The 13,242-nt window shown below is 53.8% G+C and carries 15 protein-coding genes; 1 reads left to right on the forward strand and 14 read right to left on the reverse strand.

The features are described 5' to 3' along the window. Positions 1-188: 188 nt before the first annotated feature. The 13 genes from MUU51_RS05620 to yceD all read right to left on the reverse strand — a co-directional run bounded on the left by MUU51_RS05620 (position 189) and on the right by yceD (position 11,039). The gene (locus MUU51_RS05620; protein WP_125353723.1) at positions 189-983 is read right to left on the reverse strand and encodes a metal-dependent hydrolase; all 795 of its coding nucleotides are present in this window, start codon (positions 981-983) and stop codon (positions 189-191) included. A gap of 53 nt (positions 984-1,036) precedes the next feature. Further along, complete coding sequence (gene holB, locus MUU51_RS05625) at positions 1,037-2,041, reverse strand: DNA polymerase III subunit delta' (protein ID WP_258967308.1); 1,005 nt, start codon at positions 2,039-2,041, stop codon at positions 1,037-1,039. Continuing rightward, the gene (tmk, locus tag MUU51_RS05630) at positions 2,038-2,679 is read right to left on the reverse strand and encodes a dTMP kinase (protein WP_258967309.1); all 642 of its coding nucleotides are present in this window, start codon (positions 2,677-2,679) and stop codon (positions 2,038-2,040) included. Before tmk ends, holB begins: the two co-directional genes overlap by 4 nt. Beyond that, complete coding sequence (gene yceG / locus MUU51_RS05635) at positions 2,669-3,691, reverse strand: cell division protein YceG (protein ID WP_159775194.1); 1,023 nt, start codon at positions 3,689-3,691, stop codon at positions 2,669-2,671. Before yceG ends, tmk begins: the two co-directional genes overlap by 11 nt. Then, complete coding sequence (gene pabC / locus MUU51_RS05640) at positions 3,688-4,503, reverse strand: aminodeoxychorismate lyase (protein ID WP_159775191.1); 816 nt, start codon at positions 4,501-4,503, stop codon at positions 3,688-3,690. The genes yceG and pabC overlap by 4 nt, the downstream gene beginning before the upstream one ends. Before the next feature lie 275 nt (positions 4,504-4,778). After that, positions 4,779-6,020, reverse strand: coding sequence for a beta-ketoacyl-ACP synthase II (gene fabF, locus MUU51_RS05645; protein ID WP_159775189.1), 1,242 nt, complete (start codon positions 6,018-6,020; stop codon positions 4,779-4,781). An 88-nt stretch (positions 6,021-6,108) separates the two neighbouring features. Beyond that, complete coding sequence (gene acpP, locus MUU51_RS05650) at positions 6,109-6,345, reverse strand: acyl carrier protein (RefSeq protein ID WP_000103754.1); 237 nt, start codon at positions 6,343-6,345, stop codon at positions 6,109-6,111. Positions 6,346-6,555: 210 nt separating this feature from the next. Beyond that, the gene (gene fabG / locus MUU51_RS05655) at positions 6,556-7,290 is read right to left on the reverse strand and encodes a 3-oxoacyl-ACP reductase FabG (RefSeq protein ID WP_159761410.1); all 735 of its coding nucleotides are present in this window, start codon (positions 7,288-7,290) and stop codon (positions 6,556-6,558) included. A gap of 19 nt (positions 7,291-7,309) precedes the next feature. Then, positions 7,310-8,239, reverse strand: coding sequence for an ACP S-malonyltransferase (gene fabD / locus MUU51_RS05660; RefSeq protein WP_258967310.1), 930 nt, complete (start codon positions 8,237-8,239; stop codon positions 7,310-7,312). Between the two features lie 14 nt (positions 8,240-8,253). Beyond that, positions 8,254-9,207, reverse strand: coding sequence for a beta-ketoacyl-ACP synthase III (locus tag MUU51_RS05665; protein ID WP_133460050.1), 954 nt, complete (start codon positions 9,205-9,207; stop codon positions 8,254-8,256). 6 nt (positions 9,208-9,213) lie between these two features. Further along, a complete protein-coding gene (gene plsX, locus MUU51_RS05670) occupies positions 9,214-10,248 on the reverse strand; it encodes a phosphate acyltransferase PlsX (RefSeq protein ID WP_235033688.1) in 1,035 nt (344 codons plus the stop codon). A 79-nt stretch (positions 10,249-10,327) separates the two neighbouring features. Beyond that, entirely contained in the window at positions 10,328-10,501 is a 174-nt protein-coding gene (rpmF, locus tag MUU51_RS05675) for a 50S ribosomal protein L32 (protein ID WP_000290724.1), read from the reverse strand. 16 nt (positions 10,502-10,517) lie between these two features. Next, positions 10,518-11,039 (reverse strand): 23S rRNA accumulation protein YceD, encoded by a 522-nt coding sequence (gene yceD / locus MUU51_RS05680; protein WP_159775183.1) that lies wholly within the window; start codon positions 11,037-11,039, stop codon positions 10,518-10,520. A gap of 141 nt (positions 11,040-11,180) precedes the next feature. Here yceD and MUU51_RS05685 point away from each other — a divergent pair, with 141 nt between their 5' ends. Further along, positions 11,181-11,765: a Maf family protein gene (locus tag MUU51_RS05685; RefSeq protein WP_258967311.1), complete on the forward strand. Its 585-nt coding sequence runs from the start codon at positions 11,181-11,183 to the stop codon at positions 11,763-11,765. Between the two features lie 45 nt (positions 11,766-11,810). Here the strand turns inward: MUU51_RS05685 and rluC are convergent, their stop codons facing one another. Beyond that, the gene (rluC, locus tag MUU51_RS05690) at positions 11,811-12,764 is read right to left on the reverse strand and encodes a 23S rRNA pseudouridine(955/2504/2580) synthase RluC (protein ID WP_159775179.1); all 954 of its coding nucleotides are present in this window, start codon (positions 12,762-12,764) and stop codon (positions 11,811-11,813) included. Positions 12,765-13,242: the final 478 nt, after the last annotated feature.

The raw sequence follows: 13,242 nt of genomic DNA on the forward strand, positions 1-13,242 counted from the left end.
GAGTAAAATAATTCGATTTGTTTTTGTTTGACAGCCATCACGTTTCGGCTAGCAAACTAGGAAAACCTTGCACTATTTTACAAAAGTTGTTTCTACCCGTTACAGAAAGAGGGGTTCACCCCCTTTTTTCGGCGGTGAACTTTACTCGTTTTGATTATTAATTACGAGCTTTAAAATAAGCTGACGAATCAGGCAGATTGCAGGCGTGAGGGGTCAATATGGAACAGTGAGGCGAAGTTTTCGGTGGTCTGCTGCGCCAGTTGCTCAAGCGACACCCCTTTCAGTACGGCCATATACTCTGCCACATCACGCGTCATCGCCGGCTGATTCTCTTTCCCCCGGTGCGGAACCGGTGCCAGATACGGTGAATCAGTTTCAACCAGGATCCGGTCCAGCGGAACATAGCGCGCCGCTTCACGCAACTGCTCTGCATTACGGAACGTCAGGATCCCGGAAAACGAGATGTAGAAGCCCAGATCGAGCAGTTTACCTGCCGTCTCCGTATCCTCAGTGAAACAGTGTAGTACGCCTCCGCAATCCGTCACTTTTTCATCGCGCAGAATTGTCAGCGTGTCTTCCCGTGCATCGCGGGTATGGACAATCACCGGCTTGTTGAGCTCGCGCCCAATGCGGATGTGGTGTGCGAAAGACTCCTGCTGCCGGGCTTTAGTTTCCGGCGTGTAATAATAGTCGAGACCGGTCTCGCCCATCGCCACTACGCCCTCTTCTGCCGCCAGGCGACGTAGCTCTTCGACGTCGTACGTTTCGTCCTGATTCAGCGGGTGAACACCGCAGGAAAATACCACGTTGTCGCGCTGACCGACCAGCTCACGCATGCCGCGATATCCTGGCAGCGTCGTCGCTACCGCCAGGCAGAACTTCACATCCCGCGCGGCGGCTTTCGCCAGCACATCGTCCAGATCCTTATGCAGCGTTTGATAATCCAGGCCATCGAGGTGGCAGTGGGAGTCGACTAAAAACATAATGTCTCTCTTAGAGGTGTTCTTTTACAGGTGAATTTTTACAGGTGAACGGTTTATAGGTGATGAATGGGCAACACGCTAGTCGGTTGCAGCCAGTGTTCCCAGCGTAATAACAGGTCGTTAAGCATCAGCTCACGATTGAGGCCGGTGACGTTGAGAAGCTGTTCCCGACACGTACAGGCATCATGGATCATCGCCTGCAGCCGGGTCGGAGAAAGCGCGTTAGCCACGCGCTGAACCAGTGCCCAGGCGTCCACGTTGGTCAACAGTGAAATGCCCTGTTGCATTTTTTGCGCATCCAGCAGTAGTGATGACAGCCAGTAGAGCCGTTCCGCCACGCTGTCATGATTGAGCGCAGGCAACAACGACAGCCAGTCTGCGCTTCGGAGCGCAGCATCCAACGCCGCACAAAGCTGCTGGCGAGGAGCAAACCGCGATTCACCGAGCAGTTCCAGTGCCGCAGCGGGTGCGCCCGCCGTCAGACGTAATGCGGTCAATAAATTTTCTTGTGACGTTGTCACTTCACGACCAAGCCATGCAATGCCGTAATTTTCCGCAGGGGGCGACAGATGGAAATGACGGCAGCGGCTGCGTAGTGTCGCCAGTAACCGCGCGGGTTCTTCACATTGCAGGAAGAACCAGGTGTTTTCCGGCGGCTCTTCCAGAGTTTTCAGCAACGCGTTGGCGGCAGCTTCAGTCAGCAAAGCCGCATCGCTGACCCACACCACTTTCGCGCCACCGAGGCGAGCGTGCTCGTAGAGCTTTTCCGTGATTTCACGGACCGCGTCAACACCGAGGGTACTTTTGCCTTTTTCCGGCGCGAGCTGATAATAATCCGGGTGCGTACCCGCTTGCATCAGCTGGCAGCTGTGACATTTGCCGCAGCTTTTCTGACCATCAGGCGTGTGGCACATCTGGAAGCGCACCAGTGCATAGACCAGCGCATCTGCACCCATGCCCGGTAATGCCTGCACTAATAGCGCGTGGTGCCCGCGTCCGGACTGGTAACTACTGACCAGTTCCTCAAACGGTGGTCGCAACCACGGATACCATTTCATGCGCCCTGCTCCTCAACCCAGGCTGCCAGGGTACTGCGAATATTTTGCATCACGGTTTCCAGCGGCTGCGTGGCGTCGATAGTGCAGATAGTCGGATCGGCGGCAGCCAGTTCCAGATAACGGTCACGGGTACGGTGGAAGAAATTGAAGGATTCCTGCTCGATTCGATCGAGATCGCCGCGCGCACGTGCACGTTTCAGGCCCACTTCTGGAGTAACGTCCAGATACAGCGTCAGGTCCGGGCGGAAATCGCCGAGCACCGCATCACGTAGCGTGGCCAGCAGATGCTGATCGATACCGCGACCGCCGCCCTGATAGGCCTGCGTGGAGAGGTCATGGCGATCGCCAATCACCCATTTGCCTTCCGCCAGCGCCGGCTTAATTACCGTATCGACCAGCTGTACGCGCGCCGCGTAAAACATCAGCACTTCGGCTTTATCGGTGATCACTTCATCGCCAACGGATTTGATGTCCAGTACCAGACTGCGCAGCTTTTCCGCCAGCACGGTGCCGCCCGGTTCACGGGTAAACACCAGATCGCGGACGCCCATCTGCTCGAGGGTTTCTACGACCAGATTGCGCGCGGTGGTTTTCCCCGCACCTTCCAGGCCTTCGATGACGATATACTTACTGCGCATTTTTTTCCTTAAGTGCTTTCAGGTAATCCTGTACTGAGCGGTTATGACTCGCAAGATTGGTGTTGAAGGTGTGCCCGCCTTTGCCGTCGGCAACAAAATAGAGATAAGGCGTTTTGGCCGGATGCGCCGCGGCATTGAGTGACGCTTCACCTGGCGTGGCGATTGGCCCAGGCGGCATCCCGGCAATGACGTAAGTATTGTACGCCGTTGGCGTCTCAAGATCTTTACGACTCAGCTTGCCATTATAGCTTTCGCCCATACCGTAGATAACCGTCGGGTCAGTTTGCAAGCGCATGCCGATACGCAGACGGTTGATAAATACCGAAGCAACTTTGTCGCGCTCCCCGGCGACGGCAGTCTCTTTCTCGATGATAGAGGCCATCGTTACCAGCTGATTTTCATTCTGGTACGGCAGATTATCCGCCCGCCCTTTCCACGCGCTTTCTACCGCTGTCACCATTTTGAGGTGAGCACGCTTGAGGATTTGCAGATCGGTAGTGTTGGCGGTGTACATCCACGTATCAGGCCAGAACCAGCCTTCCACCCAGTCGGCATGCTCCAGCTTCAGCGATTCGGCAAGCGTGGCGTAGCTGTCATCTTTTAGCGTGTGCTTCACGTATGGGGCTTCACGCAGCACTTTGAGGTAATCGCTGACGCGCATCCCTTCAATAAAGCGGACCGGGAACTGTGCCTCTTTTCCGCTGGCCAGCAGTTGCAGCATTTCGCGCACGTTCATACCCGGCATCAGACGATACGTCCCGGCTTTAAAGTGCGACAGCTCAGGCTCTACGCGCAGCAACCACTGGAACACTCGCGGACGATTAATGACTTTTTCCGCATAAAGAGTGTCACCCAGCGCCATGCGTCCGGTTCCGGCCTTCAGCGTAAAGATCGTCTCATCTTTAATGAGTATTTTACTGTTCGCCAACTGGCGGACTTTCCACATCCCGACACCTGCAGCAATCGCAAACGCAATCAACAGCAGGAGGACAAACCGAAACATTTTCTTCATGACTTAATCGACTGCTCACAAAGTGGGGCCAAAAATTTGAACAGCTCGCGCGAAAGATAGCGAGCGTCAGCATACTGATTCACAGGAACGACGGGCATTAGCGCATTACAAATAAGGACTTCATCCGCCTTACGCACAGCGTCTTCTCTTGCAGCGATTTCGACAACGCGAAAACGACTTTGTGCCAACCGGGAAAGACAATGCTGGCGCATGATACCGTTGACGCCGGCATGGTCGAGACGCGGCGTAAACACGGTGTCACCTGCTCGCCAGAACAAATTAGCCGCACAGCATTCCGTAACCCACCCTTCGCTGTCAAGAACCAGCGCCTCGTCAGCGTTCGTCTGTTCAAGATGCGTGCGGATCAGTACCTGCTCGAGACGGTTAAGGTGTTTGAGGCCAGCCAGCGTGGCGTTGCGCCCCAGAGTCACCGGGCTGAGCGATAGCGTGATCCCCTGCTGTTGCCAGTCAGGATAATGTGCAGGTGCCGGGGAAACGGAAAGAATGCGGGTCGGAGCCTGACAGGCCTCAGGGCTATACCCTCGCCCGCCACTCCCACGGGTAATGATGACTTTCAGCACACCGTCGATGTGAGGTTTCGCCAGAGACAGCATTTCCTGGCCGAGCGTTGCCCAGTCGGAAAACGGGATCATCAGCGCGCGGCAGGTGTCCTGCAATCGCTGTAGGTGTTGGTCAAAAAATGCGGGAATACCGTTCTGGATCCGGACCGTGGTAAAGCAGCCGTCACCAAACTGGACGCTGCGATCGTTGGCCGGGAGTGAGTCCTGTTCCACACCATTAATCAAGAACATAGCGGCTCCTTATCAGTGGCCCGTTAGTCTGGCAGGGGGAACGCGGGATCTCAAGAGGAGAAACCTTAAAGAAAAGGCCTGCGATGCAGGCCTTTAGATTGCTGACAAAGAAGGAAAAAGCGTGGTTTTTCCTTCTTTGTGGTCATCAGCCGAAAATCAATAAATTGATTTTCCTTGTTATTTACCTGGTGCGATCTGTTCGTCTCTCAAACGTTTTAGGTTTGTCATCAGTCTGAAGGCCTGCGATGCAGGCCTTTATCAGTGCAAACGGATAATCAAACCTTTTTAAAGATAAGCGATCCGTTGGTGCCGCCAAAGCCGAAGGAGTTACACAGGGTGTACTCCATACCGCTGACCTGACGCGCTTCGTGCGGGACGAAGTCAAGGTCACAACCGTCTTCCGGGTTATCCAGGTTGATGGTTGGCGGAACAGCCTGATCGCGCAGGGCCAGAATCGAATAGATCGATTCAACCGCGCCCGCTGCACCAAGCAGGTGACCGGTCATTGATTTGGTCGAGCTCACCATAATACGGCTGGCTGCATCGCCAAACACGGACTTCACTGCCTGCGCTTCGGCGATATCGCCTGCTGGGGTGGAAGTCCCGTGTGCGTTGACGTAACCAATCTGGCCAGGTTCGAGGCCTGCATCGCGGATAGCGTTAACCATTGCGAGTGCTGCGCCTGCACCGTTTTCCGGCGGCGACGTCATGTGGTAGGCATCGCTGCTCATACCAAAACCGACGATTTCTGCGTAAATCTTCGCGCCGCGTTTTTTTGCGTGTTCGTACTCTTCGAGCATGATGATACCGGCGCCGTCACCGAGCACGAAACCATCACGGTCTTTATCCCACGGACGGCTTGCCGCCTGCGGGCTGTCATTGCGGGTCGACAGCGCGCGCGCTGCACCGAAACCGCCAACACCCAGAGGTGTACTCGCTTTTTCAGCACCGCCAGCCAGCATGGCATCAGCATCGTTATAGGCAATCATTCGTGCCGCATGACCGATGTTGTGTACACCTGAGGTGCACGCCGTGGCGATGGAAATGCTTGGACCGCGGAGGCCGAACATGATGGTCAGATGACCGGCCACCATGTTAACAATTGTGGACGGTACGAAGAAGGGGCTGATTTTACGTGGGCCGCCTTTCACCAATGAACTGTGGTTTTCTTCGATTAAGCCGAGTCCGCCGATGCCGGAGCCGATAGCAGCACCGATACGCGAGGCGTTCTCTTCCGTCACTTCAAGGCCAGAATCCTGCATGGCCTGTACGCCAGCGACAATTCCATATTGAATAAAGGCATCCATCTTGCGCTGTTCTTTGCGCGAGATAATGTCTTCACAGTTAAAATCCTTTACTAAGCCAGCAAATTTCGTTGCATAGGCGGTAGTATCGAAATGGTCGATTAGGCTGATGCCGCTCTGACCGGCAAGAAGAGCTTTCCAGGTGGACTCTACGGTATTGCCGACAGGAGACAACATGCCAAGTCCGGTCACAACTACACGACGCTTAGACACGCTTGTCCTCCAGGGAGGGATAAAAAAGAGAGATGTGGGACAAAAAGATAAAACTCAGGCGGTCGAATGACCGCCTGGAGATGTTCACTTACGCCTGGTGACCGTTGATGTAATCAATGGCAGCCTGAACGGTGGTGATTTTCTCAGCTTCTTCGTCCGGAATCTCAGTATCAAACTCTTCTTCCAGAGCCATTACCAGCTCAACGGTGTCAAGAGAATCAGCGCCCAGGTCTTCAACGAAGGAAGCATTGTTGGTAACTTCTTCCTGCTTAACGCCCAGCTGTTCGCCGATAATTTTCTTAACGCGTTCTTCGATAGTGCTCATACTCTTAAATTTCCTATCAAAACTCGCTTTCGCGATGGTTTTCGTAGTGTATAAAATGTTGAAAAATTTGCAACTAAATCCCGGCAGGTCATACCACGATTTTACGCTATTTTGAGGGTGTTTGCCCTAATAACGCAAATCATTTTGCACCTAATATTACTCAGAAGCGCACAGACTGCGCGGATCCTGAGCATTTTGTGCAAACTACGGTCAGACCATGTACATTCCGCCGTTGACGTGCAGGGTTTCACCAGAGATGTAACCCGCTTCGTCAGAAGCTAAGAACGCAACCGCACTCGCGATTTCTTTTGCATCGCCAAGGCGACCCGCTGGAACTTGCGCCAGAATACCCGCACGCTGATCATCAGAAAGCGCACGCGTCATGTCCGTTTCAATGAAGCCCGGAGCAACAACGTTCACAGTAATACCGCGAGACGCAACTTCACGCGCCAGCGATTTACTGAAACCAATCAAACCCGCTTTCGCCGCAGCGTAGTTGGCCTGACCAGCATTTCCCATGGTACCAACCACAGAACCGATAGTGATAATACGACCATGACGCTTTTTCATCATAGCGCGCATTACCGCTTTTGACAGACGGAAAACTGATGACAGGTTGGTTTCGAGAATGTCGTTCCACTCATCATCTTTCATTCGCATTAACAGGTTATCGCGAGTGATCCCGGCATTATTAACCAGAATATCCACTTCGCCAAATTCTGCGCGAATATTTCCCAGAACAGATTCGATAGATGCCGGGTCGGTCACATTCAACATCAGACCTTTACCGTTTGCACCTAAATAATCGCTGATGGCCTGAGCACCGCTTTCGCTAGTGGCAGTACCGATAACTTTCGCGCCACGGGCAACGAGTGTTTCAGCGATAGCGCGGCCAATGCCGCGGCTTGCACCGGTAACCAGTGCAACTTTTCCTTCAAAACTCATGGTTTTGCTCTTCCTCTTCTTATTGCTCAAGCGCCGCTGACATCGCCGTCGGCTCGTTAATGGCCGAGGCAGTCAGGGTGTCAACAATACGTTTCGTCAAGCCGGTGAGGACTTTACCCGGGCCGACTTCATACAGGTGTTCTGTGCCCTGGGACGGCATAAACTCAACGGTTTTGGTCCACTGTACTGGGCTATAAAGCTGGCGCACCAGCGCATCGCGAATCGCGTCTGCGTTAGTTTCGTACTTCACATCCACGTTATTGATAACGGGAATCTGAGGAGCATTGAAGGTGATGTTCGCCAGTTCTGCAGCCAGTTTCTCTGCTGCTGGCTTCATCAGCGCACAGTGAGACGGGACGCTGACCGGCAACGGCAGTGCGCGTTTTGCGCCCGCAGCTTTACATGCGGCACCGGCACGTTCAACGGCTTCTTTATGGCCCGCGATAACCACTTGGCCCGGTGAGTTAAAGTTCACTGGGGAGACAACCTGCCCTTCAGCAGACTCTTCACACGCTTTTGCGATAGACGCATCGTCCAGGCCGATAATGGCAGACATGCCACCAGTGCCCGCTGGCACCGCGTCCTGCATGAATTTGCCACGCAGTTCAACCAGACGTACAGCATCAGCGAAGCTAATCACGCCCGCACACACCAGCGCAGAATATTCACCAAGGCTATGACCGGCCATCAGCGCTGGCGTTTTGCCGCCCTGCTGCTGCCAAACTCGGAACAGTGCAACAGATGCGGTCAACAGAGCTGGCTGAGTCTGCCAGGTTTTGTTCAGTTCTTCTGCTGGACCCTGTTGGGTCAATGCCCACAGATCATAGCCCAGCACCGCAGAAGCTTCCGCGAATGTTTCTTCGATAATCGGATAGGTTGCAGCCAGCTCAGCCAACATGCCTACGGTCTGAGAGCCCTGTCCCGGGAACACAAATGCAAATTGCGTCATCTTATAATCCTTAATTAGAAACGAACCAGCGCGGAACCCCAGGTGAAACCTCCACCGAAGGCTTCAAGCAGCACCAGCTGACCGGCCTTGATGCGACCGTCACGCACGGCTTCATCCAGCGCGCACGGCACGGAGGCCGCAGAGGTGTTGCCATGGCGGTCGAGAGTTACCACGACGTTGTCCATCGACATGCCAAGCTTCTTCGCCGTTGCGCTGATAATGCGCAGGTTGGCCTGGTGTGGTACCAGCCAGTCCAACTCAGAACGATCCAGATTATTAGCTGCCAGCGTTTCTTCAACGATGTTAGCCAATTCCTTCACCGCGACTTTGAACACTTCATTCCCTGCCATTGTCAGGTGAATAGAGTTTTCCGGGTGAACACGATCGGCGTTTGGCAGAGTGAGCAGCTCACCGTAGTTGCCATCCGCGTGCAGATGCGTGGAGATGATGCCCGGCTGTTCGGATGCGCCTAACACGACGGCACCAGCGCCATCGCCAAAAATAATGATTGTGCCGCGATCGGTAGGATCGCAGGTACGGGCCAGAACGTCAGCGCCAATCACCAGTGCGTTTTTCACTGCACCCGATTTAACGTACATATCGGCCACGCTCAGTGCGTAGGTGAAACCGGCACAGGCCGCAGCCACGTCAAACGCCGGACAGCCTTTAATGCCCAGCATCGACTGGATCTGGCACGCCGCGCTTGGGAAAGCGTGAGTCGACGAGGTGGTTGCTACCACGATCAGGCCGATTTGCTCAGCATCAATGTTAGCCATTTCCAGCGCGCGTTTAGCGGCTTCGAAGCCCATTGTTGCTACGGATTCATCTGGCGCGGCAATACGACGCTCACGGATACCTGTGCGTGTGACAATCCACTCGTCAGACGTATCTACCATTTTTTCCAGGTCGGCGTTCGTACGCACTTGTTCAGGCAGATAGCTGCCGGTACCTATAATCTTCGTATACATGTACGCTCAGTCTTTTGGTGGTAATACAGATTCGAGGCGAGCGGCGATCCGCTGTGGGACCTCACGCTGCACCGCCTGCACTGCCTGTTCAATCGCCACGCTAAACGCGCGCTGATTGGCTGCACCATGACTCTTAATCACCGTGCCGCGCAATCCTAACAGACAGGCGCCATTATACTGGTCGGGGTTGAGGTGACTGAATCGCCGCGAGAGGTTTTTTTGTAACCAATGCTTCAAAATTTTCAGCCACCACGGCCGCTTTTTACCTTCTCCCTGCGATTTCAGCAGAGAAAGAAACATTCTGACAACGCCTTCCATGGTTTTTAATGTGACGTTGCCCGTAAAACCGTCACAAACCAGCACATCCGTTTTGCCCGTCAATAATTCGTTGGCTTCGAGATATCCAATATAGTTGATGGAAGACACCTTTTTTAGCATCGCCGACGCATCACGGATGCTGTCGTGGCCTTTGGTTTCTTCTTCCCCGATGTTGAGCAGTGCGACGCGCGGAGACGTAATGCCGAGGACTTCTTCAGCCATCACCGCGCCCATTACTGCAAACTGTACCAACATCGTGCTGTCACAATCGACGTTGGCGCCCAAATCAAGCACCACCGTTTTGCCCTTCTGCTGATGCGGCAGAACCGTCATCAGCGCCGGACGCTCAATCCCTTCAATCGGCTTGAGCAATAGTTTGGCGAGCCCCATAAGCGCCCCGGTATTTCCGGCGCTCACGCAGGCCTGCGCGCGTCCTTCTTTAACAAGCTCCAGCGCAATGCGCATGGAACTGCCCCGGCTGTTGCGAATAGCATGTGCCGGACGTGCATCACTGGCAATAACTGACTGGGCAGGGATAATCTGCAGACGTGAACGTTGTTCGAAGTCAGCTTTGGCGAGTAATGGCGTAATGGCGTCGGTGTCACCGACAAGAAGAAGCGAGAGTTGTGGGTTAGCGTGCAGTGCCTGCAATGCTGCAGGCACCGTCACGGAAGGGCCAAAATCCCCCCCCATGACATCCAACGCTAAGGTCAGACGTGTCAAGGTATCGTCGCCGCTCGGTTTGGTAAATCCCCGCAGAAGCGGGGAAATCCTCACTAAGCTTCATCACGCTTTCGCGTGATTACTTAGCGATAACCTTGCGACCGCGGTAGAAACCGTCGGCAGTGATGTGGTGACGCAGGTGTTTCTCACCAGAAGTCTTATCTACAGACAGGCTGGTAACTGCAGTCAGCGCGTCATGGGAACGACGCATGCCACGTTTGGAACGGGTTGGTTTATTCTGTTGTACGGCCATGGACCTTACTCCTCAATTACTTACGCTTTAAGCTGGCTAATACGGCAAATGGATTTGGCTTTTGCGCATCTTCAGGCAATTCACCAAATACCATGTCCGCGTCGGACACTTCACAGTGTTCAGAATCATGCACCGGAACTACAGGTAAGGAGAGAATGATTTCATCCTCAACCAAAGCCCGCAGGTCGATTTCACCGAATTCGTTAACCTCAATCGGCTCATACGCTTCCGGGAGTGCTTCAGCCTGTTCAACATTTTTGATCGGGCTGAAACAATACGTTGTGTGAACGGCATGTGGGAACGGTTTCCCGCAGCGCTGGCATTCGAGAGTCACCGCAACCTTTGCATCACCTTTAATAACGGCGAGACGCTGATTGTCGATGGCGAATGTCATATCGCATTCCACATCACTGTCCACACTGACCACAGACTCGGCAAGACGCTCCACCTGGTCCGGGGTGTAGACACCCTGGTAATCGAGGCGTTTTTGAGCGGTACGAACCGGATCAAGAGTCAGGGGTAATTTTACCTTTTGCATAGGGCGCGCATATTAACTTTGTAACGTCATAGAGTCAAAGAAAAAGGCACCCTCAGGCGCCTTTTGCCAATTATTCGCACACATTGCGGCCTGTAGTTTAAAATGTCGCAATCCGAATCACCAGAGTCTATTTAAAAAATTATGCTGCGACTTGTTCTTGCCTCTACTTCACCCTATCGCCGCGAGCTGCTTCAAAAGCTCGATGTGCCTTTTGAATGCGCCGCGCCTGAGGTCGATGAACTGCCGTTACCCGGCGAATCACCGCGCCAGCTGGTGCTTCGTCTGGCTCAGGCCAAAGCACAGGCCCTGGCGACGCGCTTCTCTGACCATCTGATTATCGGCTCCGATCAGGTTTGCGTGCTCGGCGGAAAAATCACCGGCAAGCCGCACACCGAAGAAAATGCGCGTCTGCAACTGCGTGAAGCGAGCGGCCACGTCGTCACCTTCTATACCGGTCTTGCGGTCTATAACAGCGCTAAGGGCCATTTGCAGACCGAATGCGAACCTTTCGATGTGCACTTCCGCCATCTGACCGACGCGGAGATCAACCGATACGTCCAAAAAGAGCAGCCACTGAACTGTGCGGGCAGTTTTAAAAGTGAAGGACTGGGCATCACGTTGTTCGAGCGTCTCGAGGGACGCGACCCGAATACGCTGATTGGCCTGCCGCTCATCGCGCTGTGCAAAATGCTCAGGCACGAGCAATTCAACCCGCTGCTGCGCTAAAACACAAAACGCCCCTTTCGGGGCGTTTTGTTATGCTGTCTTTAATTACTTCTGGCTGCGCAGCACTTGCAGACAACGCTTGAGCTGGTTGTCTAACGGCGCTTCAATGCGCAACGTCTCACCGGTACCCGGATGGGTAAATTTCAGCGCCGCGGCGTGCAGGAACAGTCGATTCAGGCCGGTACCCGCCAGCTGTTTGTCGAAATCACGATCGCCATAGCGATCGTCAAACGCAATCGGATGACCCGCATGCAGCGTGTGCACACGAATCTGGTGCGTACGACCGGTTACCGGGCTACAGCGCACCAGCGTCGCATGGGTAAAACGCTCTTCGACTTTAAAGCGCGTCTCCGACGGTTTGCCTTCGCTGTTCACGCGAACAATACGCTCGCCGCTCTGCAAAATATTCTTCAGCAATGGCGCCTGCACCACTTTCATGTGCGACTGCCACTGGCCGCGAACCAGGGCCAGATAATCTTTCTGCATCCCTTTTTCGCGTAGCTGTTCATGCAGGGAGCGCAGCGCGGAACGCTTCTTCGCCACCAGCAGCACGCCGGAGGTATCACGGTCGAGGCGATGGACCAGTTCGAGGAATCGGGCTTCCGGGCGCAGCGCGCGCAGCCCTTCGATAACCCCAAAGCTCAAACCGCTACCGCCGTGAACCGCCGTACCCGACGGCTTATTCAGCACCAGAATATGGTCGTCTTCATAGAGGATAACATCAGCCAGGGCCGCGACTTTATTCAGGTGCGGCGATACAGTCTCTTCTTCACGCTCGGCGACGCGCACCGGCGGGATGCGAATTTCATCGCCCGCTTCCAGTTTGTATTCCGGCTTCACGCGCTTTTTATTCACGCGCACTTCACCTTTACGCAGGATGCGGTAAATCATGCTTTTCGGCACGCCTTTCAGCTGGGTGCGCAAAAAGTTATCAATTCGTTGCCCTGCCTCATCATCGGCAATGGCTACCATTTTTACGGTCGGTGTCTCAGTTTTCATGGGGGGCGATTCTAAAGATGCAGTGGCATTCGCGCCACTCCTTTTTCTGTGCTTATATTAACTTCGCAACGGAGCTCATTTTTAATCTCACTTTGCGGATTGGTGGTTATTACAACAATCAGTTCGGTAAAGTGAAAAAACTGTGAGTAACCGGGTGATAAATGGTAAAAGTCATCTTGCTATAACAAGGTTAGCAGGGAATAATGATGCAGTTTTCCGTGTCGAATCTTGTTCAAGCAAGCATGTTAGCGGAATGACCAATTTTGTCTGAACGATTTTTTATGCAGCAATGGCGTAAGACGTATTTATCTTTCAGACAGTTAGCGGGCTGCGGGTTGCAGTCCTTACCGGTTGATACTCTCTATTTCAAGCCGCAGAAAGGCGGCAAACCTGGGATCTCCAGGCGCTACTCCAGTAGATGACTGGGGTAAGCAGGTGAAGCCAACCATCTGCGACTTGAAAGACAATGAGTATAGAA

Source organism: Scandinavium manionii, from assembly GCF_024764775.1.
In the GTDB taxonomy this organism is placed as follows: Bacteria; Pseudomonadota; Gammaproteobacteria; order Enterobacterales; family Enterobacteriaceae; genus Scandinavium; species Scandinavium manionii.

Coding starts and splice junctions, on each gene's coding strand:
- MUU51_RS05620 (WP_125353723.1), bottom strand. CDS start 983: ATGTTTTTAGTCGACTCCCACTGCCACCTCGATGGCCTGGATTATCAA.
- holB (WP_258967308.1), bottom strand. CDS start 2,041: ATGAAATGGTATCCGTGGTTGCGACCACCGTTTGAGGAACTGGTCAGT.
- tmk (WP_258967309.1), bottom strand. CDS start 2,679: ATGCGCAGTAAGTATATCGTCATCGAAGGCCTGGAAGGTGCGGGGAAA.
- yceG (WP_159775194.1), bottom strand. CDS start 3,691: ATGAAGAAAATGTTTCGGTTTGTCCTCCTGCTGTTGATTGCGTTTGCG.
- pabC (WP_159775191.1), bottom strand. CDS start 4,503: ATGTTCTTGATTAATGGTGTGGAACAGGACTCACTCCCGGCCAACGAT.
- acpP (WP_000103754.1), bottom strand. CDS start 6,345: ATGAGCACTATCGAAGAACGCGTTAAGAAAATTATCGGCGAACAGCTG.
- fabG (WP_159761410.1), bottom strand. CDS start 7,290: ATGAGTTTTGAAGGAAAAGTTGCACTGGTTACCGGTGCAAGCCGCGGC.
- fabD (WP_258967310.1), bottom strand. CDS start 8,239: ATGACGCAATTTGCATTTGTGTTCCCGGGACAGGGCTCTCAGACCGTA.
- MUU51_RS05665 (WP_133460050.1), bottom strand. CDS start 9,207: ATGTATACGAAGATTATAGGTACCGGCAGCTATCTGCCTGAACAAGTG.
- rpmF (WP_000290724.1), bottom strand. CDS start 10,501: ATGGCCGTACAACAGAATAAACCAACCCGTTCCAAACGTGGCATGCGT.
- yceD (WP_159775183.1), bottom strand. CDS start 11,039: ATGCAAAAGGTAAAATTACCCCTGACTCTTGATCCGGTTCGTACCGCT.
- MUU51_RS05685 (WP_258967311.1), top strand. CDS start 11,181: ATGCTGCGACTTGTTCTTGCCTCTACTTCACCCTATCGCCGCGAGCTG.
- rluC (WP_159775179.1), bottom strand. CDS start 12,764: ATGAAAACTGAGACACCGACCGTAAAAATGGTAGCCATTGCCGATGAT.